We start from the raw sequence: 20,613 nt of genomic DNA, 5'->3' as shown, positions 1-20,613 counted from the left end.
GCCCGATCCATCGGGAGAAAAGCCCGGTACCGCGGTTCCGTGACAGGCGGATGGGGGCCGCTGCGGCCGGCGCGCCCCGAGCGGGTGCGGCCGGCCGAGGGCCCCCGTGTCACACCGTGCGCAGTGACCGCGCGAGCGTGAGGGAGGACGGAGCGAGGCGGGTCGCGCCGTCCTCGATGTCCCAGAGCGCGTTCTGCAGCAGCCGCCCCAGCGTCCAGCCGGTCGCGCGTGCACGGTCCAGGCCGAGGACTTCGGTGAGCAGGTCGAAGCGCCGCTGCACGATGCGCCGGGTGTCGCCCTTCGCGACGAGGTCCTCCCACCTGCTGTCCAGGGCGGGCCACAGATCGAAGCCCGGGTCACCGGCGAGCGGTTCGGGGTCGATGGCGATCCACGGCTCGCGCCGCGCCGCCAGGACATTGCCGTAGTGCAGGTCCCAGTGCAGCATCCGGTCCCCGGGCTCGCCGGCCAGTTCGGCGACCGCCGACGCCCAGGTACGCAGGACACGGCGGTCGGCCGGGTCGGCCAGCCGCGTGACCGCCCAAGGGGCCTGCTGCAGCATCTCGGCGGCGACGTCGCCGAGACCTCGCAGCCCCGGTGGTGCGGGTACGGCGACCAGCCGCGCCTGAAGCCCGGCGAGGATGCTCATCGCCGTGTCGTCGTCCTCGACCGAGGCCAGCGTGTGGGTTCCGTCCAGGCGCTCCAGGAGCATGCTGCTGCTCACGGGATCGTGATCGAGCAGGCGCACCGTGCCCCTGCCGTTCCAGGTACGCAGGCCGATCAGGGCGGCGGTGGTCTCCTGCCGGGGCAGTTGGAGCCTGAGGACCGCGGGTGTGGCGTCCCGGCGCAGCACCGGCAGGACCAGGGAGGCTTCTCCGGCGGCCGCAGGACCGTCCCGTTCCAGCTCCCAGCGTTCCAGCAGGTCCGCGGCGAGCGCGGGCAGACCGGCGAGCCAGGCCCTCCCCTCGTCGCCGAAGCCGGTGGCGTACGACGCGGCCAGACGCTCCGGGACCTCGTCCGCTCGTAACGTGCTCACATCAGACCTCCTACGCGGGGAATCCGGCTCCTGCCGCAACCTACCGAAGGCCGGCGAACCGCCTGCCGCACGCAGGACGAGGACGGCGGGCCGTCTCCGTCGGCCGGACCGGCCTCACCGTCGACGGTTCCGGCATGGCGGCCAGGGGAGTTGAGGAACCCCTGCGCAGCCCTCCAGCTGCTGGTCCCCAGCTCGCCGCCCATGGCGCCAGGACCGTAGCCGCGGTCGCGCAGCCGGCACTCCCGGTCGAGGGGCAGGCTCCGACGCGACAGTTCAACTGCCGGTCGGGTCGGAGGTGCGGAATGTGGCTGGGCCCCGACCTGGGGGGTAGGTCGGGGCCCAGCATGGGGTGCGACGGCCGTTGGCCGTGCGCGGGCTTTTCAGGGGCGGAGGGTGTCCTTGATGTCTTCCTTGGTCTGCCGGGTCTTGCCCTTGACCTGGTCGGCGTGGCCTTCGGCGGTCATTCGCCTGCTGCCGGCGATGCGGCCCATGGCTTCCTTGGCCTTGCCCTTGGCCTGTTCGACGGTGGCCTTGGTCTTCTCCGTGCCCGACATCGGGACCTCCTCGTGATGTACCGGATTGGTCGTAGCCCGCTACTGCTCCCGATCTCGGACCTCAAACCCCACTGCCCACGACTTTCCACCTCCTCAAGGGCAACCAGCCGCACGTTGTCGCCCCGACCGCAGGAACCGTCACGGGCTCGGGCCCGCCGGCCGGGCCATCCATCGGTCCCAGGTCCAGGCGCCCCGAGACGGCTGGAGGTTCCGCCCTACCTGACGGTGTCGCATGTCGGCGAGTCGTACGCGCCGTTCGGGGTCTTCGCAGGCGCGGCCAGGTGAAAGGGCATCACATCCGGTGATCTTCTGATCGCAGGAGGCGATCTTCTGTTTGTTCCGGGACCAGGCCTGCGGTCCCCGGTCCGCGGTCGGACCACCGGCCGCGTCCACACCACCCCGTACTGGGAGACCTACGTGCGCCATCTCTTCCGCAACGTCGCGATCGCCACGGCACTCGCCGCGACGGCGCTGCCCACCGCCGCTGTCGCCGACACACCGGATCCGGCCGCTCCAGGGCGCCCGGTCGTCCTGGGGCAGGGCACCGCGCGGCTGGCGGCAGCCGACTTCGAGGACTTCTGCGCACCGGCGCCGAAGGGGGCACGGGCCCTGGCGAGGGTGCTGACCATGGACCTGAAGCCGACGGCCGCGGGAACACGCGCGTACACCGCCTCCCTGCGGATCACCGGACAGGTCGCGCCGGTGCAGGAGACCGCCGACCGGACGCTGGCCTGGGCCGGGGAGGTCGTCGGCTCACCCGGCTCCACGACGTACCTCACCGTCAAGGGCGCCTGCGCACCCTCCTCGGATGCCCGCGTGCAGGGCTTCCTGCGGGTGCCCGGTCACAAGTACCTGATCGGCACCGATCCCCACGACCACACCCAGGTCACCGTCACCGACGTCGACCCCGACGCGCTCCCGGCCCCGCAGCCCGACTCCCTCAACCTCCCCCAGACCCTGCCCGCCACGCCGCCCGCTGCCCGCTCGGCGATGCCCACCGGCAAGGCCGCCACCCGGGCCGTGATCGACGTGGCGGTCGGCTACACGCAGTCGGCCAAGCGGGGCCTGCAGACCGGCGAAGGGTCCGGCTACCCGTCCTGGTACTGGCGCCCCCGCCAGGTCGCCGACGAGATCCGTGCCACGGTCGCCCAGATGAACCGCGCCTTCGCCGTCAGCGACGTCAACGCCGAGGTCCGTCTCGTACGCATCTTCGAGATCCCGGCCTTCTACGGCAGCGAGGACCCCGGCGAGGCCCTCAAGCAGATGGACTCCGGCACCGGCCCCATCGGCCGCCTCGCCCGCCAGGTCCGCGACCAGTCCGGAGCCGACCTCGTCTCCGTCCTGACCAACGTCACCAAGGGCGACGGCGAATACACCGCCGGCCAGGGCGACCTCCCCCAGAACGACGACGGCTCCTACACCTCCCCCTCCGCACGCACCAGCAACGCCGCCTACAGCAGCATCGACGTCTTCAGCGCCATCGACGGCGAACCGGGCTTCGCCCACGAACTCGGGCACAACCTCGGCCTCATGCACGACGAACGCACCATGTACGGCCAGCTGAAGTCGATCGCCGACGCCAACGACGTCTCCGTCGACTACGTCAAGCGCTACCTGAACATCCCCGCGGTCCCCGGCGGCCAGGGCTACATCACTCCCGACGCCAAGTGGTTCACCACGATGGCCTACAAGATCACCTGCCAGCCGTACGCCCAGCAGATCAACACCGAAGACCCCAGCTGCCAGTACACCAACACCTACTCCACGCCCCGCCTCAGCGCCGGCAGCACCCCCCTCGGGGAACGCAACAGCGCGGACGCGGCCGCCGCCCTGAACCAGACCGCACCCGTCATCGCCGCCTACCGCACCCCCAAGGCGTGACCAAGGGGCCGCACTGCCCCGACAGCGCGACGCGCGGTCCCGAGGGTCCCGTCAGGGACGCGGTTCCCCGTCTCAGCGCTTGGAGACGCGGACCACTCCGGTTTCGGTGCCCTGGTAGAGGGTGCCGTCCGCAGTGGCCGTCCCCCGCATCTGGAGCGGGTTGTAGACCAGCCCGATGCCCAGGAAGGAACTGGTGAGCTGGGCGCCCGTGGCAGGGTCGATGACCGAGTGGTGGTACTGGGCGAAGGTGTTGAGCCCGGCGCTGCCCGTCGGTCCTGTCACCGAAACGGTGTAGATCTTCCCGTCGGCCAGGGACAGCCGGGGCAGTGCGGCGGACTTCACCGGGCTGTTCCACACCACCGAGCAGCCCGTGCCTTCGGTGTTGACGTCGATGCGGCTGAGGCCGCCCTCGAAGTTCGCGGAGGCGGGCTGGCTCGCGGGAGCACCCGCGGGCAGGGCCGGGTAGGGGTAGCCGTACGTGTTGGTGACGAAGATGCTGCGCCCAGAGGCGATGACAGCGTCCTCGGTGCCGCTGCGGGCGTACTGGGTGAGCACGGGGATCCGGCAGATCGGGTCCGGTCCACCGGCCGCCCGGTAGACGAGCAGGTTCCCGTGCGGGGCGGCGTTGTCGACGATGGCGACGTATTCGGTGCCGCTGCCCGGTCCGAAGAAGCTCGGGGTCGTACCGGTGCCCCAGCTGAGCTGGCCGGGCTTGCGGGCCGGGCCCCGGTCGTACGGCGCCCGCCAGTCCACCACGGGGGTACCGTCCGGGCCGGCCGACAGGAGGTAGAGCGCGTGGTCGGTGGCGACGGCGGTCCGGCCGGGGATGGTGGAGATGCTGTTCTGGACGCCCTCGCCGGTGGTGATGCTGCGCACGGCCCCGGTGCTGGTGTCCACGGTGCCGATCACACCGCCGCTGGTGGCGAACCAGACCCGGCCCTGCCAGTCGGGGGTCAGGCCGACGATGTTGTCCCCGGAGGGGACGGCGTTGCCGAGCGGGGTGGACTGCTCGATCTGGAGAGCCCATTCGGAGCCGGACCGGCGGTGGCCTATGCGCACGAGGTTGTTGTTGCCGTCGACGACGACCAGTCGGTCGCCGTTGTCGAGGTAGGCGTACACGCCGCCGAAGAGGCTGCCCTTGGGTAGCGTCAAAGAGGCGAGGTCGGCCCCGGAGACGGGGTCGAGGAGGTGCACGGTCGGCGTCTGGCCGAAAATGGTGGTGCAAAGGGCGATCACGTAGCCGTCGCTGCCCACGACCACCGTAGGGCAGGCGGAAGCCAGTGCGGTGCGGGAGTAGTCGATGGGGGACGTACCGGGCCCGGGGTGGGGCGTGGTACCGCTCGAGGCACTGTCGCCGTGCATGGTCGCGGCGCCGTTGGCCGCGGTGGCCGGGTTCTGCGGCGACTGCGGGCCGAACGGCGAAGACGGGTCGGCTGAGGCAGGGGCGCTGCCGAGCGCCATGGTGAGGGAGAGGGCGAGCACGGCGAGGCGCCCGCCCGCGGGCAGGGAGAAAGGCATCAGGTGTTCCTCGTGACTGGAGGGGGAGTCGACGGCCGCGGACCGAGAGGCCGGCGGCCGTTCCGGGTGCCGGGGCACCAAGGGGTCGGCCGACGCAGTGAGAACGGCCTGCGGGCGGCTGCCGATGGTGCGGCCCGGCCCGTGCTTCCGTGTGGCGGTTGCTCCCCGGAACGGCTCTGACCGGGACACTATCCGCTCTTCCCGCGGTACTGATCCTTCTGTGGCGGCCGGCTACAGCATGTTCACGCAGTTCACGTTCCCGCAGCATGCGGGCAACGTGCGGCGGGGGCGAACGCGCCTCCGACGGTGTCGCTGTCGGCCGCCGCGGGCCCGGTAACGCGTGCCGGGGCCCCTGGTCAGTTCCACCGCAGGCTCCACCACCCAGCCCGGTCCCGCGGCCGGACCGCTCTGTGACGAATCCGGTGGATGGCCGCCTGATGTCGGGCGCAGCGACCCCGCGCCCTTTCCATGGTTACAGGAGTGGTTCAGGCCGTTGTGTGAGTGCGGGGACTCTCAACGAGACTGTGGCGGCGGCGTTTTCGGCCAGGGATCGGGGGATAGTCCCGGAACGCAGGGCGGTCACGGTGAACCGGGACGCGCTTTCGGGACAGGCCGCCACGGTGCCGGGTTGGGGGTCATGTGCTGCATTGGTCGCGGGTGTCCCGGCGGAGTTGGTCGGTGCGGCGGGTCATGGCGTCGATGCGTTCGGCGAGTTCGGCGGCGACACCCTCACCGGGGAGATCCTGCTCCGGCTCCCACCCGTCTACCACCTCCTCTTCGGCCGCCCCCAATTCACCTGACCACCACAACCGACTTCCACGCGAGACCCGACCGGAAAGGTACCCGCAACCATGTCCGACCAGCTCCGAGCGAACCCGCGCACCCACTCGGATGGCCGGCGCGGTTTCCTGGGTGCGGGAGGTCGGCGGCGTCGCCGAAGATCCGCCTCGTCCTCGAGCGAGTGATCGTGGAGGGGCAACGCCGAACCGTCAGGCCAGGACATCAGGCGCCGGCGGCAGCGCGCACGAGCCCGCTTCCGTCGCGTCCTGTCACGGGAGGTTGAGGACCCGGGACAGGAAGCGCCGTGTGGCCTGTTCCCGGGGGGCGGTGAAGACCTGCTCAGCGGTGCCCTGTTCGACGATCACGCCGTTCTCCAGGAAGCAGACCTGATCGGCGACCTGGCGGGCGAAGTCCATCTCGTGCGTGGCCATCAGGATGGTCAGGCCGCGCTGCTTGAGGTCCGCGACCACGTCCAGTACCTCGCCGACCAGCTCGGGGTCGAGGGCCGAGGTGATCTCGTCGAAGAGCAGCAGTTCCGGGTCGGTGGCGAGCGCGCGGGCGATGGCGGCGCGCTGCTGCTGGCCGCCGGACAGCCGGTCGGGGTGCTCGCGGGCCTTGTCCGCGAGCCCGAACCGGGCCAGCAGCTCGCGGGCCGTTTCCTCCGCCTGCCTGCGGGGGACACCGTGGACCCGGCGGGGCGCCAGGGTGATGTTGTCCAGCACGCTCAGGTGGGGGAACAGGTTGTAGGCCTGGAAGACGATGCCGATCCGCTTGCGGGCGGCATCGGTGTCCAGCCTGGGGTCGGTCAGCTCGCTCCCGGCCAGGTGGATGGTGCCGTCGTCGACGACGTCCAGCATGTCCACGCACCGCAGCAGGGTGGACTTGCCCGATCCCGAACCGCCGATGAGGCAGACGACCTGGTGCTCGGAGACGTCCAGGTCGATGGAGCGCAGGACCACCCGCGGCCCGTACTGCTTGCGCAGGCCCCGGACCCGCAGCAGGGGCTCGCTCATCGGCCGGCCTCCGCCCAGGTGCGCTGCGCCGCCCGCTTCTGGAGCCGGTCGGCGAAGCGGGTGAGCGGGATGGTCACGGCGATGAACAAGAGGGCTGCTCCCAGGTACGGGGTGTAGTTGAAGTCGTAGTCGGCCTTGATCTGCGCCTGCCGCAGCGCCTCCAGCGGGCCGAGGACCGCCACCAGCGCGGTGTCCTTCTGCAGCGCGATGAAGTCGTTGAGGAGCGGCGGGACCACGTTGCGCACCGCCTGCGGCAGCACCACGTGCCGCAGGGTCTGGCGTTCGCTGAGCCCCAGCGCACGCGCGGCGGAGCGCTGCGAGGGGTGGACGGAGTTCAGCCCGGCCCGCAGGACCTCGCCGACGTACGCGCCGTAGGAGAGGACCAGGGCGATCACGCCGAGCACCCAGGGCTCGGAGGGGGTGCCCTGCAACTGAAGCGCGGGCAGACCGAATCCGACCAGGAACACCAGCAGCAGCGTCGGTATGCCGCGGAAGACGTCGACGTAGATCGTCGCGGCCAGCCTCAGGGGCTGGAGGCCCGGCGCTCGGGTCACGCGCACCAAGGCGATCAGCAGCCCGAGCAGCAGGATCAGCACCTCGGCGATCACGAACATCCGGATGTTGAGCCAGAATCCGCGCAGCAGGTCGGGGAAGGCGTCGCGCAGTTCGGCGCCGTCCAGGAAGAGGGAGTCGACGCGCTCCCAGCCGGGCGAGGAGACCGTGGCTGCTCCCACCGCGATCAGGAAGAGCAGGGTGCATGCGGCGGAGATCCAGGTGTGCCGCCGCTTGCGGGCTCGGCGGAAGCGGCGGCGCTCCAGTTCGCGCTCGCTGGGCAGGTAGGTGTCGTCAGCGGGGGCGGCGTCCGCTTCCTGCGGTGCGCTCGTCTTCGTGAGGTCCACGGCGGGCCCGCTACGGCTTCAGCGCAGGAACGTTCGCCGAGGCGGACAGCCACTGCGAGGTCAGCTTGGCGAGGGTCCCGTCGGCCTTGAGGGCGTCCAGGGCCTTGTTCACGCACGGGGTGAGCTTGCTGCCCTTGGACAGGAGCAGTCCGAATTCCTCCGGGGTGCCGCCCGCGTACCCGAACTGGCCGACGATCTTTGCGTTGTTCAGCTCTGCGCCGGCCAGGTAGAACACGGTCGGCAGGTCGGTGACGATCGCGTCGATCTGGCCGTTCTTCAGCGCGTTGACCTCGTCGTTGGTGGTGTTGAAGACGCTCGGCTGCTGGGACGGCTTCAGCTGGTCGAGCACGGCCTGGTAGCTGGTGGTGGCCACCTGCACGCCGATCTTGGCGTCCTTGAGTGCGGCCAGCGAGGTGGCGTTCGCGAATTTCGACTTGTCCAGTGTCAGGATGGCCTGGTCGGCCTTGTAGTAGCTGCTGGAGAAATCGACGGCCTGCGCCCGCTGCGGGGTGATGGAAATCTGGTTGATGTCGAAATCGAAGTTCTTTGCGCCGGGTGCGTAGGAATGGGCGAAGGGTTCGACGACCCACTTCACCTGATCCTTCTGGAATCCGAGTTTATCGGCCACTGCATAGGCGACGGCACTTTCGAATCCCTTTCCGTTGGCGGGGGTGTTGTCCTCGAACCAGGGGGCGTAGGCCGGGGAATCCGTCGCGACCGTCAGCTTGCCCTTCTCGTGGACCGCGAGTCCCTCAACGGTGCAGGTGGGAGCGGTGGAGCTGTCGGAGGAAGGGGCCCCGGAGGCGGTGCTTCCGGGCTGCGGCGCGCAGGCGCCCGCCGTCAGCACGACGGCAGCGGAGAACACCAGGGCTATACGAGTGCGGGACATCTGAGGTCCTTCGGGAAAATGTTCGGAAAATGGGTACGGGGAAGTGGAGGCGTCGCGTGTCAACGACACAGGTCGGCGGCACAGCGCACGTTGTCCACGTGGCGGCGGCGTACCAGGGGAATATTTCCGAACATGTATTCAGTATTCCGGGTCGTGGGTATCGGTGTCAATGCGGCCCGTGTTTCCGGGGCGACTGCTGGACAGGGTGTGTGACGCTACGTCAGGTGGTGAGGTGGAAAACCCGGTCCCCCTGGCTCAGCCCGAACAGCTCGGCCGCGGAACCGCCCCGAACCACCAGTTCGGCGAAACCGACACCGGAGCTCCCGACGGTGATCCCGGGCTCGCCCAGCGGGACGTCCGGGAGCCTGTCGTAGCAGCGGACCGTGACGGCGCGGCCCGCGCGCCGATTGTGAACGGTCAGGCCGGCCGTGGCGCCGACCCCGCCGTAGCCCGGCAACTCGGCAGCGGGGCGGTCCAGCTTGCAGTTGCCGAAGTTGTCCACGACGGCGACCCGCACCTCCTGCGCGGCGAGGGCCCGCACCGGTGCCGGCTCGGAGGGAACCGGGCGGCCGTCCGCCAGCCAGCGGGCCAGCAGCGGCACGTACCAGAGGCTGCGGAACTGGGTCCGCACCATCTCCTCCACCTCGGCCGGAGCCAGCTCGGCCCATCCGGCGGCGCCCGCCTCGAGCACCTCGCGCACATCGGTGACCTGGACCTCCGTCAGCCCCAGGTAGCTCGCGAGCGGGGCGAGGACCCGGTGGTTGAGTGTGGAGATGATCAGGTGCTGCCCGTGGCGGAAGAAGCAGAACGGCACGCCGTTGGGCCAGTGGCCGTCACGCGGGGCGATGTTGACCAGCACCACCAGGGGCTGCGTCGGCCCGCCGGTCAGGTCCGTGGAGCGGAGCAGGTCCAGCAGGGTGAGGGCGGCGGCGCCCTCCGGGTCGGGCCCGTCCAGCGGGACGACGGTGGGAGTGGCCCCGAAGAGCGCGGCGATCCGCGCGGACTGCCGGGCCAGCGCGTTGGGGTCCGCGCAGTCGGTGAGGGAGACGACCGGTACACGGGTCATGGCGGTTGTTCGCCTTCTGTCGAGGTCTGTTGGGGTGCCGGACGACGGATCCGGGCAACAAAAAAGGACCCTCCGTTTCCGGAGGGTCCGTCGCATCTCGTGCGCACACGGCTTCGCTAGCGAAGCGCCTCCGAAGGCGGGGGCATCATTCGCATCATGGCGAGGTGGAAGGTGTGCTGCATGGCCGCGACCCTAGCAGTGCGGGCTTGCATCCTGGAACAGCCGTCCAGAATGCGAAACGGCGGCTCGGCCCCAGGCCGCTCAGAGCTCCGGCCACGAGCAGTTTCCCGTACGACCTTCCGGGTGCCGGTGCACGACTCGCACACGGAGCCGCAGCCCTCGCATGGTTCTACGGGGCTGCCGGGTCTGCTCCGCCCTGCGCGCCGCCGGCCTCCAGGCTCCCGTCCCGGGACGGGCTGCCGGAGGCCGGACGGGGCATCCTTCAGAGGGCTCGCTGCTGACGGCGGCGTGGGACGCGCAGGCGGATCTGGGTCTGGAGCCGCCGGGGAGTGAGCAGGGGCGCGATCTGCGGGAGGACACCATCCGACACCGCCGTCAGGACATCACCCGGACGTGCCGCACCGTCCATGGTGAGAGCGATGACCAGGCTCATCGTGTGCCCCCGGCCGCTCAGACGGCAGCGCACCCCTACGACCCCCGGCACGGCGGAGCATCCCGCTCGGACAGCGTGGCGGACAGCCCGGCTGTCGAGCAGGCATCGCGGGGTGGCAAGGCTCAGGCGGCGCGGCGCCCTGCGCGAGATCTGCGCGGTGAGGAGGGCCAGCGAGCAGACAAGGCCCGTACAACCCGCGGCGAGCAGCAGGCCGTGTTCTGCTTCCTCGAGGCGTCCGAGGCAAGCGTGGACGACCTGGCCCTCGCCCCACCGGGCTGCGGCCACGCCGACGGCGAGGAGGGCGAGTCCGGCGAGGGCGAGCACCATCCTGTTGGCCACGGCACGGCTACGCATCCGCACTCTCCTCAGCCGGCCCCCGTGGCGCGGCGGCCCGTGGATCGGGGTTGTCGCGCAGGGTGAGCCGCACCTTCGGTTTCCGCCTCAGAGCCATGCTCTCCACGGTGCGTTCGATGGCTTCGGTTGCCTTGTCACGGATGTCCTGCGGAGTTCCGAAGGCTGCTTCCGCGTGCACGGTGACCTGGCGGGCCGTGAAGCGGACGGCACGCGCCCGCAGTCCGGGTACGTCGGAGAGGGCGGCACGTACCAGCCGTGCGGCATGGGTGCGTGTGGTCCGTGCACGGGCCTGTGGCGGGCAGCCCAAGGCCAGTACACGGCGGTGGCCGGGGGTGAGCGCCAGGAGGATGAGCCATACCCCGGCGGCGGCCGCCGGCGCCGCCAGGCGCACGGGGGACCGCTTGCCGAATCCCGGCGTCCATTCGGCAACCTGCCGCCAGGGCGGCGCGGCGTTCCCCGGTGTGTGCTGCCGCAGGACGGTCCACAGCAACAGGACGGACAGTACGGCCATGGCGATGCCCACGAGTGCGGCGGCGGGCCGTCGCTGGGACCAAGGCCTCCGTGCCGTACACGGCTCCGGCTCCGGCTCCGCCTCGCCGGTCTCCGGTCGCAGCCGGGGTGGGGCGGCGCTGAGCCTGCGGACCCGGACGCATGCGGGCGCGATGCACAGCCCGGTCAGATGCCTTGTGCGCTGGGTCAGATGACGGTGGAGGCGCGTCATCTCGTCTGGGTCGCCCGGCGCCGGGAGAGGCAGGTCCACCTCCACCGTCACCTCGACCGAGCGTCCGGTCCGGGATGCGGAGCTGTGCAGGACATGCCCGCCGATGGGGCCGGTGGCTTCAGCGCATGCCTGCCGGGCGATCTTGGCCGTGACTCGGTCGGCGACGGTGGTGACGCCCCGCTGCGCGGCGCTCACCGTTGCCTGCGCTCGGTGACCAGGAGATCGCGAAGGTCTCCGCCCCGCTCCAGGTAGCGGCCGGCCACATAGCCGAGCCCACCGAGAGCGGCGACCAGGAGGAACGCGCCGAAGCCTCCGAACCAGCCGGCGAATCCCAGCGCCACCCCAACGACCAGCCCGAGTACGTCCTTGCCCATGACTTCCTTCCTTCCCTCATCGACGACATGCCCTCTCCGTACGCAGGCGTGGTCAGGGAGGTTCAGGCCACCCGTGATTCGCCTGCGTCCTCCGCGTCGTCGCCGGGCAGATGGACATCGGTGACGGCGATGTTCACCTCCACGACCTCCAGCCCGGTGATCCGCTCCACCGCGGCGATCACGTTCTCCCGGACATCGCGGGCCACGTCCGGGACCGGGACGCCGTACTCCACGACCAGCTCCACGTCGATGGCGGCCTGGCGTTCACCGACCTCGACCTTGACGCCGCGCCCGAGGTTGGGGCGCCCGCCCGGTACCCGGTCGCGTACGGCGCCCAGTGTCCGGGACAGGCCGCCACCCATGTCGTGGACGCCGGGAATCTCCCGGGCCGCCCGTCCGGCGATCTTGACGACCACCGCGTCCGCGATCGACGTCCTGCCCCGCGTGCCCATGGGTTCGCTCACCTCGGTGCGCCCTGCCGCCGGAACCGAGCCGTTGGCGTGCTCCCGGCGAACCGGGGTCGTCTCCTGCGTTGCGGTCATCGCTTCTCCCTGAACTGGCTCGTCTGAGACTCGTACTCCTTTGACACCGCGAGACCGCCTTCCGTTACGGATCTCTTACCGGTGAACGGGTGAACGGCAGTGCGGATCAGTGCGGCGTAACGAAAGTCGGGCAAGCGGTGTCAAAGCAGTGGAGGCTGGAAGGAGCCCGCGTTGAACGCTCGGTGGGGCCCGGACGATGATGAGGAATCAGCTGAAGCGGATGAGAGGCTGCTGGCCGTCCGGGCGGCGGAAGGAGACGAGGAGGCGTTCGAGGTGCTGGTACACCGTCACTCCCCGGCCATGCTGCAGCTCGCAGAACGCCTGATGGGCGGCCGCGCCGAGGCCGAGGATGCCGTCCAGGACGCCTTCGTCAGCGCATGGCGCAGCCTTCCGGAGTATCGGGGCGAGGCCGGGTTCGCCACGTGGCTGTACCGCATCGTCACCAACCGGTGCCTGAACCTGCTGCGGGGCCGCAGACTTGCCGCCGAGCTCCACACGGTCCCCGAACAGGCCGCACCGGAACACCAGTCCTCACCTGTGCGAGCCGCGGAGTCACAGGCCGCCGTACGCGACCTCGCCCAGGCCATGGGCGCCCTCTCCGCCGAGCAGAAAGTCTGCTGGGTGCTGCGGGAAATCGAGGGTCAGTCCTACGAGACGATCGCCCAGGCAGTGGGCATCAGACCCGAAGCGGTCCGCGCACGCGTGTTCCGGGCCCGGCGCATGCTGACGGAGGCGATGGCCGCATGGCGATGAACACTTCCCCCAACCACGAGAATCCCGATGGCGAAGACCTCGAACTCCTGCCCTGCGGCAGGGACCTGGCCAGCGTGTGGGACCACGCCGACCAGCCGGGCGCCGACCCGCACATCGCCACCTGCACCTCCTGCCAACATGCCGTAGCCGACCTGGAACACCTGCGCGCAGCCGTACTTCCCGCGGTCACCACACCACGCGCCGACGTCGACACCGCCGCCGTGGTACGGCGCGTCATGGACGCGGTCCGCCTGGAGCTGCGACCCGGCCGCAACCTGCCGCTCGGCGAGGCAAGCGAGGACAGCTGGATCTACGAGTCCGTGGCGGCCCGCATCCTGCGCACCGCCGCCGAACAGGTACCCGGAGTGCTGGCCGGAAGCTGCCGCATCACCCCGCCCGGCAGTCGCACCCACCCCACACGCGGCCCCTCCACCGTCCACCTCGCCATCACCGTCGCCTACGGGCAAGACCTCCCGGACACCAACCGCGCGGTGCGCGAAAACCTTGTCCGTGCCGCCCGGCAACACCTCGGCCTGAACCTTGGCGAGCTGAACGTCACCGTCACCGATCTCCACGATCCCCCCACCCAGCCTCGGGAGGCCAGGCCGTGAACAGCAACCGTGCCGAGTCCCTCACCCGGAAAGTCACCGACGCCGTCTTGGACGTCCCCGGCGTCGCGTGCCTTCGCCCAGGTCTGCGTTCGCTGCTACACCTCGGCGTACGACAGCAGGCCGCCCTCGACGGGCGGGATCCGGGCTCCGCGGTGCGCGTCACCCTCGACTCGGGAGGCCGGGTTGCCGCCCTGCGGATCGACGTCGTCGTCCGTGCACAGCACCAGGCCGCACACACCGCCGGCGCCGTGCGGGCGGCGGCCGCCGAGGCGGCGGCCACAAGCCCTGGAGCCGTGCGGGTGACCGTCACCGGCATCGTGTGACGGTCCCACCGCACCCGGCGGGCAGTGTCAGAAGGGCGGCGGGCAGGTGAGGCTCACCCACAGGGCAAGCGACCACACGCAGGCCGCGGCCCCCAGCATCCGAAGCCGCCGGATGCGCTCCGGCGACACCGGGTCCGCGCCTCCCCGGAGCGCGACGACCCGCACCGCCCCGCCCACTACGGCCGGTGCCGGGTCCGCCGGGCGGGGCGTTACGCCCTGCCTCAACCCGGTCGCCATCGGGCCGACCGAGCGGGGTGCCGGACGCGCAACCCCCGCCGCCGGGGCCCCGTCACGGACAGCGCCGCGCACGCCGGCACCGGCCGGGGCCACGTCGCCGTGTTGGGCCAGACCGGCCAGGAACCGCCGGTAGGCCTCCTTGCGGCTGCCCCGGGGTGCCGAACGGCCGTGCTCCCAGGACCGGACCGTCGCCGGTGTCACGCCGAACGCCGCAGCCACTTGCCGGGTCGACAAGCCCCACTGCTCGCGAAGCCGGCGCCGCTCGCCCGGCTCAGGCAGACCGTCGGGCCGCCGCATCGAAGCCTGCTTCGCAAGGAAGGCGGCCTGACGGGGAATCATCTGCTCACGCACTGTTGTCATACCTGTCTGACAATCCGTGCGGGCCCGCCGTGACGCGGGACTGCGCACGATCACCCATACGGCACAGCGGGGGCCGGGATCCGGCAGGCAGAAAGCCAGGAAGAAGCGGAACACCGGCTAATTGGGTTGGCGGGTCTGGCGGGGGGTGTTAGGAACTCCGGGTGACAGTGTTTGCGTGTGTGGCCTGTGGTTCTGCGATCGCAGGGCCGTTGACCGAGTTGGCTGAGATCCCCGTTCGCCCGATGGACCAGAGCTATCCGAAGGACAGTGGGACGCGGACGGCTTCCGCCACCGTGCCGCAGGGGTTCTTCGCGGTGGAACCGGAGCCTTGGGGCGCACCGTTCGTGCCGAGCGAGGATCCGGTGGCGATCTTCCCGGGAGGCCCGTGCGTGTTGGTTCCGGAAAGTGACGATTTCCTGGTGTCCGCAGGGCCGCGAGGGACGCTGGTGCTTCATCCTGGCGATGCGCCGGGCCTGGAGCCGGTCCGCGCTCCGAGCTTCGACGATGTCGGCTGCTGCGGCCTGTCGGGTCGGGGCGGGATGAACCGCCGGTGCCCGTGCGGTGCCCCGGTGGGTACGGAGATCAGCGACTGCTCGACTCCGTACGAGTTGCACCTCGACCCCGGACAGGTCCGTCAGCTCACCGTCTGACGGAGGCACGCCGGAGGCGGAACCAAGGGCTCGGGGCCACACGTCTCCCGATCATGCTGACCATTCTGGGGATACTCTTCGCCGTCGTGCCCATGGCGATATGGGGGACGATCACCCGCACCCGTTCCGTCGGCCTCACGATCGGCGGCGCGCTGCTCATCGGAGCCGGCCTCCTGATCAGCGTCCAACAGAGCTGGATCGGCGCACCCAGGCCCGATGCCCACCTCCTGTTCACGGTCCTGGCACCTCTGCTCATCGCCTGCGGGGCGCGACGTGAGGGCCGGCACGAGGACTCCCGTCCCCCGGGATGGATCCCCCGCCGCAATGCGGCGATCGGCATCCTGGGGATGCAGTTCGCCCTCACCCTCGTGGTCGGCCTCCTGTATGCGCTGATGCTCACCGAAGGCGCGGACGCCCCATCGTCCAAGGCCCTGCCCTCGATGCCGCCGGGCATCAGCATTGTCGACGAAGGCATCAGCTGCGGCTCGGGCGGTTGCTGGCGCGTTGCGACGGTCGCCGGCGAGGGCGGCCTGTCCCGCCCGGAGATCATCCGCGAACTGGGCCTCCAGCAGGAGAAGTGCCACTCCAGCGGCTGGCTGCTCGACTGGCGTGACGTGTGCGTCGGAGCCACGGACAACGGCAGGAACGTCAGCATCTACGCCGGCTGGGGATAGCGCTGTCCGGCTTCGGGTGGTGCTCAGCCACACCACCCGAAGCCGGACCCCTGAGAGCGCCGGGCGGCGGAGACCGACCACGGCACCTGGCGCGGCGATCTCGCCGCGGACCAGCCGTACTGATGCCCGACCCGGCGACGGACGGAGCATCGGTACGGCTGCCGGTCAGGTGCCCTCGGGGCCTTCGATGAACACCTTGGGCAGTTTCCGGGCCAGCGGTGCGGGCAGCCACCAGGCCCACGTTCCGAGCATCTGCATGACCGCGGGAACGATCAGGCATCGGATGATCACGGCGTCGAGGAGGATGGCGACGGCCAGGCCGAGTCCGAACTGCTGGAGCATGCGGTCGGAGCTGAGGACGAACGCGCCGAAGACGAACATCATGATGGCCGCGGCGGCGGTGATGACCTTGCCCGTGGAGGCGAGTCCTTCGCGTACGGATTGTGCGGGGTCTTCGGTACGCGTCCATTCTTCGTGGATGCGCGAGATGAGGAAGACCTCGTAGTCCATGGAGAGTCCGAAGACAATCGCGAAGATCAGCGCGGGGATGAAGGCTTCGATGGGGCCGGGCTGGGCGCCGAACCAGCCGTGCTGGAACACCAGGGTGATGACGCCGAGGGCGGCGGAGATGGACAGCAGGTTCAGGACGGCTGCCTTGACGGGGATCCAGATGGACCGGAAGACCAGCAGGAGCAGCAGCGAGGAGACGCCGACGACGACGGCGACGAACAGGGGCAGCCGGTCGGCGAGGGTTTCGGAGACGTCCTGGGAGGCGGCGGTGGCGCCGCCGACCAGTACCTCGGCTCCGGTGGTGCGTTCCAGCGGCGGGGCCACCTCGTCGCGCAGGTGGTGCACGAGCTCGACGGTGCCGGTGGCCTGTGGCGAGGTCGTCGGGTAGACGAAGACGGTGGACAGGGCGCCGTCTCCGGAGGGCATGGCCGGGCTGGCTTCGGCTACGCCGTCGGTGGTGGCGAGCTGGGCCTGAACGGTCCTGCCCGCTTGTTCGTCGCCCTTGATCAGGACGATCAGCGGGCCGTTGAAGCCGGGGCCGAAGCCTTCGGCGAGCAGGTCGTAGGCGTGCCGGGAGGTGGAGTCCTTCGGGTCGTTGCCTGAGTCGGCGAAGCCCAGGCGCATTCCGAGCGCCGGGGCGGACAGGGCGAGGAGCGCGAGGACACCGACCAGCAGAGTGGGAATCGGGCGGCGCTGCACCGCGCGCGCCATCGCCCGCCAGCGGTTGCCCTCGGTCCTGCCCTTCGCCGCCGTCTTGGCCTGCTGTTCGAGGACGTGCCGTTGGATGCGGCGGCCGAACAGGGCCAGGAGTGCGGGCAGTAGGACGAGGGAGGCGGCCATGGTCACCAGGACCGTGACGGCCACCGCCAGGGCGATGCCCTGCAGCGAGCCGAGCCCGAGGGCAACCAGACCGAGGAGGGCGACGATGACGGTGCAGCCGGCGAAGAAGACCGTACGCCCGGCGGAGTCGAGGGCCTTGCGGCCGGCCTCGGCGGGCTGCATCCCGGCCAGGAGTTCATGGCGGTAGCGGTAGAAGATGAGCAGGGCGTAGTCGACGCCCACGCCGAGCCCGACGAGCATGAGGATGGGCGGGGTGAAGTCGGCGACGGTGAAGACGTGCGAGGCCAGGGCGATCAAGCCGACGGCGCCGCCGACCGCGAACAGCGCGGTGAGCAGCGGCAGTGAGGCCGCCAGGACCGACCCGAACAGCAGTACCAGGATGGCCAGGGCGGCCACGATCCCGGCGAGTTCGGCGGTCGGTGGCGCCTGGTCCTCGGCGTTGCGTGCGGCCTCACCGCCCACCTCGACCTGCAGACCGCCGGCGGCGATGTGCTGCGCGACGTCGATGACCTTGGCTACGTACTCCTTGGGAATCTCCTCGGTCTTGCCGTCCAGGGTGACAGAGGCGTAGGCGATCGTGCCGTCCTTGGAGATCGCCGAAGCGTCGGCGAAGGGGCTGCGCACGTCGGCGACCCCGGCCATCTTCTCTACCTCGGCCAGCATCGGCTCGATGCGGCCCTTGGCGCCCTGGATGCCCGCCGTGTCCTTGAAGACGATCTGGATGCTGTCGCCGGCCTGGTCACTGCCGTGTTCCTTGAACAGGTCAGTGGCCGTCTGAGAGTCGGTACCCGGCAACGTGAAGTCGTTCTTGTAGGCGGAGCCCGCTGCGGTCGAGCCCAGCGTGATCGCGGCCACGATCGCCACCCACAGGACGAGGGCGGACCAGCGGTGTCGTTGCGCCCAGCCCGCCAGGGCGCCGAACCGGCCGGTAGAGGCGGACGTGCGGGTGTTTCGCGGTGGGGGAGGGGCGAGGGGCGCGGCGGAGCCGCGGGGGGAAGACATGTGCCTACCTCGGGTCGGTGCGACTGGTACGGGGAGTCACCGCCGCGCTCACGACCGCACCGGCGAGCACGGACACACCGATGGCGAGAACGGCGAACAGGCCACTGACCGTGATCGAGAACGTTCCGGCAGCAGTGACCAGCAAGATTCCGGCCGCGGCACCCACAAGCGCGCCGACGACAGCGGCACTGGTACGGGTGGAGGCGAGGGACGACGACATGCATTCGATCGTGCTGGGCGAGAGGGTGTCCGGGCGTCGGCCCCCGGCTGACAGTCCGCGGCCGCGGCGTACACCAGCGGATGTACATCCCCGGCGACCGCGTACTGCGTCAGCACCCACTCCAGACGCGAATCGGGACATACAGGGCTAGAGCGAGCGTGGCTGCGGGCAGAATGAAGCAGTGCCGCATCTCGACATCTCCCGCCTCCGCCTGCCTACGGGCCCTCGTGCCGACTGGGCGCTCGCCGGGCTCGTCCTGGCCCTGTCCGGCGTGGCCGAGGGACAGCGCCTCGGCGCGAGCCGGGACGCGAGCGCTTCCGTGGTCGGCTCCTGGGTGCTGGCTGCCGCGGTGTGTGCGCTGCTGCCGCTGCGCCGCCGTCATCCGGTGGCGGTGGGCTGGCTCACCGTGCTGGGCACCGGTGCTTACTACCTGCTGAGCACCGTCGACGGCCCGCTCGTGGTGATCCCGATCGCCGCCCTGTACACGCTGGCGGCCCAGGGGCGGATCCAGCCGTCCATCGCCATGGCCGCGGTCATGGTGATCGGGGTGGGCGCGGGCGCGCTCGCCGGCACCGGCGATGTCACCGGTACGGCGGTCTTCATGCTGACCGGCTGGCTGGTCGCGGTGGTGGCCCTGGGAGCGATGCGCCACGACCGGCTGGCCTACGCCGAGGAACAGGCCCGGCTGCGTGCCACCCAGGAACGCCTGCGCATCGCCCGCGAACTGCACGACGTGGTCGGCCACACCATGTCGATGATCCACGTGCAGGCGTCCTCGGCCCTGCACCGGCTGCCCAAGAACCCCCACCTGGCCCCGGAGGCGCTGGCCGCCATCAAACAGAACAGCAAGGACGGCCTGCAAGAACTCCGCGCCACCCTCGGTGTCCTGCGGCAGGTTGACGAAGACGCTCCCACCACGCCCGCACCCGGACTGTCCCGGATCGACGAGTTGATCTCCACGGCGACGCGCGCCGGCGTGGACGTCCGCCTCGAGCGCACCGGAGCCCGCACTGGGCTGCCGGCCGCGGTGGACCTCGCCGCCTATCGCATCGTGCAGGAGTCACTGACTAATGCCGTCCGGCACAGCGGCGCCCAGCACGTCGTCGTCGACCTCCACCGCGGACCGCGGATCTTGACCCTCCGCGTCACCGACGACGGCCCGGGGACGCCCCGTCCGGGACACGGCAGCGGCATCGCGGGTATGTCCGAGCGGGCCCGCGCGCTGGGCGGAACCCTGAGCGCCGGCCCCGGCCCCACAGGCGGCTTCACCGTAGAGGCCCTACTACCGTTGCCAGACGACCTCGAGCCGATCGACGGAGCTGTTGATGATCAGGATCTTGCTGGCGGATGACCAGCGCCTCGTACGCGCCGGGATCCGCGGCATCCTCGATGACGAGGACGACCTGCACGTGGTCGCGGAAGCCGCCGACGGACACGCCGCTCTTGCCGCCTGCCGCGAACTGCACCCCGACGTGGCGCTGATGGACATCCGCATGCCCGGCATGGACGGCCTCGAAGCCGCCCGCCGCATCGCCGCGGACGAGCACCTGACAACAGTGAAGGTGGTGATGCTGACCACCTTCGACCTCGACGAATACGTGTACGGGGCCCTGCGTGCCGGCGCCGCGGGGTTCCTGGTCAAGGACACCGAACCGGCCGAACTCCTGCACGCAGTCCGCGTCGCCGCGCGCGGCGACGCCCTCATCAGCCCCTCCATCACCCGCCGTCTGATCGCCGAATTCGCCGACCGGCCCGACCACGCCCGTCCACCCGACGGGCGCCTCGACGCCCTCACCAGCCGTGAACGCGAGGTCATGCGTCTGATCGCAGCCGGCCGCACCAACGACGAAATCGCCACGGAGCTGGTGGTCTCCCCGCTGACCGCCAAGACCCACGTCAGCCGGATCATGGCCAAACTCGGCGCCCGGGACCGGTCCCAGGTCGTGGTCATGGCCTACGAGTACCGCATGGTCAGCCCCGGCTGGCTCACGGACTGAGAACGCCCAAGCCGCTGAACCAACCGCAGTCGACCGGCCTCCGGGTTGCCGATGACGAAGAGGCGACGCTTGGCGCGACTGACCGCGAGGTTGAGGAGGTTGGGCGCGGACGCGGCCCAGTCGGGCGGTCGGCTACCTGCCGCACCGAGGTGCGGCTCGGCGCCCACTCCTCGGCGGCACCGAAGCCGTCGCGCAGGGC

General features: G+C 70.7%; 22 protein-coding genes. 8 read left to right on the top strand and 14 right to left on the bottom strand.

The genetic code is table 11. The features are described from left to right. Positions 1 to 109 precede the first annotated feature (109 nt). Positions 110 to 1,033, bottom strand: a complete 924-nt coding sequence (locus ACZ60J_RS05800; protein WP_469679187.1) for an aminoglycoside phosphotransferase family protein — start codon at positions 1,031 to 1,033, stop codon at positions 110 to 112. A 380-nt stretch (positions 1,034 to 1,413) separates the two neighbouring features. Continuing rightward, positions 1,414 to 1,587: a CsbD family protein gene (locus tag ACZ60J_RS05795; protein WP_469677549.1), complete on the bottom strand. Its 174-nt coding sequence runs from the start codon at positions 1,585 to 1,587 to the stop codon at positions 1,414 to 1,416. Positions 1,588 to 2,004: 417 nt separating this feature from the next. Here ACZ60J_RS05795 and ACZ60J_RS05790 point away from each other — a divergent pair, with 417 nt between their 5' ends. Next, positions 2,005 to 3,468: a zinc-dependent metalloprotease family protein gene (locus tag ACZ60J_RS05790; RefSeq protein ID WP_469679186.1), complete on the top strand. Its 1,464-nt coding sequence runs from the start codon at positions 2,005 to 2,007 to the stop codon at positions 3,466 to 3,468. A 72-nt stretch (positions 3,469 to 3,540) separates the two neighbouring features. Here the strand turns inward: ACZ60J_RS05790 and ACZ60J_RS05785 are convergent, their stop codons facing one another. The 9 genes from ACZ60J_RS05785 to ACZ60J_RS05745 form a co-directional block, all read right to left on the bottom strand. Beyond that, positions 3,541 to 4,986, bottom strand: coding sequence for a hypothetical protein (locus tag ACZ60J_RS05785; protein WP_469679185.1), 1,446 nt, complete (start codon positions 4,984 to 4,986; stop codon positions 3,541 to 3,543). 1,049 nt (positions 4,987 to 6,035) lie between these two features. Further along, positions 6,036 to 6,779, bottom strand: coding sequence for an amino acid ABC transporter ATP-binding protein (locus ACZ60J_RS05780; RefSeq protein ID WP_469679184.1), 744 nt, complete (start codon positions 6,777 to 6,779; stop codon positions 6,036 to 6,038). Next, positions 6,776 to 7,678, bottom strand: a complete 903-nt coding sequence (locus ACZ60J_RS05775) for an amino acid ABC transporter permease (RefSeq protein ID WP_469679183.1) — start codon at positions 7,676 to 7,678, stop codon at positions 6,776 to 6,778. The genes ACZ60J_RS05780 and ACZ60J_RS05775 overlap by 4 nt, the downstream gene beginning before the upstream one ends. A 10-nt stretch (positions 7,679 to 7,688) precedes the next feature. Next, positions 7,689 to 8,567, bottom strand: coding sequence for an ABC transporter substrate-binding protein (locus ACZ60J_RS05770; protein WP_469679182.1), 879 nt, complete (start codon positions 8,565 to 8,567; stop codon positions 7,689 to 7,691). A 220-nt stretch (positions 8,568 to 8,787) separates the two neighbouring features. Continuing rightward, complete coding sequence (locus tag ACZ60J_RS05765; RefSeq protein WP_469679181.1) at positions 8,788 to 9,633, bottom strand: SAM hydroxide adenosyltransferase; 846 nt, start codon at positions 9,631 to 9,633, stop codon at positions 8,788 to 8,790. 442 nt (positions 9,634 to 10,075) lie between these two features. Then, a complete protein-coding gene (locus ACZ60J_RS05760) occupies positions 10,076 to 10,600 on the bottom strand; it encodes a hypothetical protein (protein ID WP_469679180.1) in 525 nt (174 codons plus the stop codon). Beyond that, positions 10,593 to 11,111: a DUF6286 domain-containing protein gene (locus tag ACZ60J_RS05755; RefSeq protein ID WP_469679179.1), complete on the bottom strand. Its 519-nt coding sequence runs from the start codon at positions 11,109 to 11,111 to the stop codon at positions 10,593 to 10,595. Before ACZ60J_RS05755 ends, ACZ60J_RS05760 begins: the two co-directional genes overlap by 8 nt. A gap of 401 nt (positions 11,112 to 11,512) precedes the next feature. Next, on the bottom strand, positions 11,513 to 11,695 hold the full coding sequence (locus tag ACZ60J_RS05750) for a hypothetical protein (protein WP_469679178.1): 183 nt from the start codon (positions 11,693 to 11,695) through the stop codon (positions 11,513 to 11,515). 62 nt (positions 11,696 to 11,757) lie between these two features. Next, positions 11,758 to 12,237, bottom strand: coding sequence for an Asp23/Gls24 family envelope stress response protein (locus tag ACZ60J_RS05745; RefSeq protein ID WP_469679177.1), 480 nt, complete (start codon positions 12,235 to 12,237; stop codon positions 11,758 to 11,760). Positions 12,238 to 12,408: 171 nt separating this feature from the next. On the opposite strand from ACZ60J_RS05745, the gene ACZ60J_RS05740 reads away from it, so the two are divergent. The 3 genes from ACZ60J_RS05740 to ACZ60J_RS05730 are packed head-to-tail and all read left to right on the top strand — an operon-like array spanning position 12,409 to position 13,924. Continuing rightward, positions 12,409 to 12,990, top strand: a complete 582-nt coding sequence (locus tag ACZ60J_RS05740; protein ID WP_469679176.1) for an RNA polymerase sigma factor — start codon at positions 12,409 to 12,411, stop codon at positions 12,988 to 12,990. After that, positions 12,981 to 13,601: an Asp23/Gls24 family envelope stress response protein gene (locus tag ACZ60J_RS05735; protein ID WP_469679175.1), complete on the top strand. Its 621-nt coding sequence runs from the start codon at positions 12,981 to 12,983 to the stop codon at positions 13,599 to 13,601. Before ACZ60J_RS05740 ends, ACZ60J_RS05735 begins: the two co-directional genes overlap by 10 nt. Then, a complete protein-coding gene (locus ACZ60J_RS05730; RefSeq protein ID WP_469679174.1) occupies positions 13,598 to 13,924 on the top strand; it encodes a hypothetical protein in 327 nt (108 codons plus the stop codon). Before ACZ60J_RS05735 ends, ACZ60J_RS05730 begins: the two co-directional genes overlap by 4 nt. A gap of 27 nt (positions 13,925 to 13,951) precedes the next feature. Here ACZ60J_RS05730 and ACZ60J_RS05725 read toward each other — a convergent pair whose 3' ends face one another. Continuing rightward, a complete protein-coding gene (locus tag ACZ60J_RS05725) occupies positions 13,952 to 14,512 on the bottom strand; it encodes a helix-turn-helix domain-containing protein (protein WP_469679173.1) in 561 nt (186 codons plus the stop codon). Between the two features lie 251 nt (positions 14,513 to 14,763). Here ACZ60J_RS05725 and ACZ60J_RS05720 point away from each other — a divergent pair, with 251 nt between their 5' ends. Together ACZ60J_RS05720 and ACZ60J_RS05715 are read left to right on the top strand one after the other, a co-directional pair. Continuing rightward, on the top strand, positions 14,764 to 15,171 hold the full coding sequence (locus tag ACZ60J_RS05720; RefSeq protein ID WP_469679172.1) for a hypothetical protein: 408 nt from the start codon (positions 14,764 to 14,766) through the stop codon (positions 15,169 to 15,171). Between the two features lie 53 nt (positions 15,172 to 15,224). Beyond that, a complete protein-coding gene (locus ACZ60J_RS05715) occupies positions 15,225 to 15,845 on the top strand; it encodes a hypothetical protein (RefSeq protein ID WP_469679171.1) in 621 nt (206 codons plus the stop codon). Positions 15,846 to 16,010: 165 nt separating this feature from the next. Here the strand turns inward: ACZ60J_RS05715 and ACZ60J_RS05710 are convergent, their stop codons facing one another. Both ACZ60J_RS05710 and ACZ60J_RS05705 read right to left on the bottom strand, forming a co-directional pair. Beyond that, positions 16,011 to 18,197: an MMPL family transporter gene (locus tag ACZ60J_RS05710; protein ID WP_469679170.1), complete on the bottom strand. Its 2,187-nt coding sequence runs from the start codon at positions 18,195 to 18,197 to the stop codon at positions 16,011 to 16,013. Positions 18,198 to 18,201: 4 nt separating this feature from the next. After that, complete coding sequence (locus tag ACZ60J_RS05705; RefSeq protein ID WP_469679169.1) at positions 18,202 to 18,417, bottom strand: hypothetical protein; 216 nt, start codon at positions 18,415 to 18,417, stop codon at positions 18,202 to 18,204. Between the two features lie 181 nt (positions 18,418 to 18,598). On the opposite strand from ACZ60J_RS05705, the gene ACZ60J_RS05700 reads away from it, so the two are divergent. Together ACZ60J_RS05700 and ACZ60J_RS05695 are read left to right on the top strand one after the other, a co-directional pair. Beyond that, on the top strand, positions 18,599 to 19,768 hold the full coding sequence (locus ACZ60J_RS05700) for a sensor histidine kinase (protein ID WP_469679168.1): 1,170 nt from the start codon (positions 18,599 to 18,601) through the stop codon (positions 19,766 to 19,768). Next, on the top strand, positions 19,743 to 20,414 hold the full coding sequence (locus ACZ60J_RS05695) for a response regulator (RefSeq protein WP_469679167.1): 672 nt from the start codon (positions 19,743 to 19,745) through the stop codon (positions 20,412 to 20,414). The genes ACZ60J_RS05700 and ACZ60J_RS05695 overlap by 26 nt, the downstream gene beginning before the upstream one ends. The last annotated feature ends 199 nt before the right edge of the window (positions 20,415 to 20,613 follow it).

Source organism: Streptomyces sp. NPDC104226 (assembly GCF_055584085.1).
This window is presented reverse-complemented; position numbering and strand designations above follow the sequence as displayed.